Raw genomic sequence first — 1,322 nt, 5'->3', positions numbered from 1 at the left:
AGTAGCTTAGCAAAAATAACTTGAACACTTTGGCTTAGTGTATATCTGACAATTGATGAGGTTTGATTTGGTAATTCCATTCACCATGGAATTTGTCACGTTCTATGACCACTGTTGCTAGTTCATCATCTGTCACTTTAATTCCTGACTGATACCTATTTTCATCCAGCTCTGCCCGAATACGCAATCCAGCTTTCGTTGTTGTGTTACCGATTAAATTTACGACAACTTGCCGACTAAGTAATGGTCGTCCTCGCCAATTTTGAGTAATGTGGCAAAACATACGATGCTCGATTTTATTCCATTTGCTGGTACCAGGCGGAAAATGGCATACCTGTATCGTGACTCCCAGCTCGTCAGCCAGTTTTTGAAGCTGCACTCGCCACAACTTGACCCGATAACCATTACTTCCCCCACAATCAGCCGTGATTAATAATCGTTTGGTTTTGGTATAGAGGAGGGAGCCCATTTCCTGCCACCAGCGCCGGATACTTTCAACAGCAAATTCAGCTGTATCATGATCAATGCCAACACTGACCCAGCCCTGATTCGCCGTCAGATCGTAGACACCGTAAGGTGCCACTTTCCCTAACTCTTTATCAATGAAGTCATAAACTCGTACTTCTTCAGGCTTGCCCTGTGGCTGCCATTCTTGGCCGCCATTTTTAAAATCGCCAATCAGTTCTTTTTTCTTTGTGTCAACTGAAATTACCGGATCTCCATTATTTTGGTAATCAGCTACTTCGGTGGCAATATGCTGAAACTGCATATCCCGGTCAGGATGAGTCCCTCCTTCACGGGTTTTCCGGGTAGACTGCAAACTATAACCAAGCTTTGATAGCAGATCGCAGACAGTCCTTTGGCATACTGCATGTCCTTGCTCTTTCAATTCTTTTGTAAGTTTCGGAGTGCTTTTGCATGTCCAGCGTAATGGAGATTGAGGATCTCCTCTTGAAACGGGTTCAACCAAAGCATCTAAATCAACAAGCAAATCCTTGTCTTTTTCAATCAGTTTTTTTCGGCCTCCTCCTTTTGATCGTACTCTGCGCCGTTTGTCGTCAGAGAGAATTCCTTTTTCCTCTGCCTGGAGGTCTTTCAATCCAGCATAGATAGTTGTTCTCGATATTCCTGTTGCTCTAGCCACTATGCTTACCCCTCCACGGCCTATGGATTGAGCTTCTATTGCTGACCAGATTCGTAAGCTTAATTCATCGAGATAACTTACAAGTGACTGATATATTTTATTGATCTGCTGCTCCAAGTTCATACTTGAAGCATAGCCTTATACGCTTAGTTGTTCAAGTTATTTTTGCTAGCCTCCT

1 protein-coding gene is annotated in these 1,322 nt (G+C 43.3%); it reads right to left on the bottom strand.

Features of this window, described 5'->3' with window-relative positions:
- Nucleotides 1-34 precede the first annotated feature (34 nt).
- Nucleotides 35-1,267 (bottom strand): ISAzo13 family transposase, encoded by a 1,233-nt coding sequence (locus BMY62_RS15845; RefSeq protein ID WP_090662249.1) that lies wholly within the window; start codon nt 1,265-1,267, stop codon nt 35-37.
- Between the last annotated feature and the right edge of the window lie 55 nt (nt 1,268-1,322).

This window comes from Nitrosomonas marina (assembly GCF_900111605.1).
Taxonomy (GTDB): domain Bacteria; phylum Pseudomonadota; class Gammaproteobacteria; order Burkholderiales; family Nitrosomonadaceae; genus Nitrosomonas; species Nitrosomonas marina_A.
This window is presented reverse-complemented; position numbering and strand designations above follow the sequence as displayed.

What these genes read in the sequence shown, in the direction of transcription:
- BMY62_RS15845 (WP_090662249.1), bottom strand. Translation starts at nt 1,267, where the DNA reads ATGAACTTGGAGCAGCAGATCAATAAAATATATCAGTCACTTGTAAGT.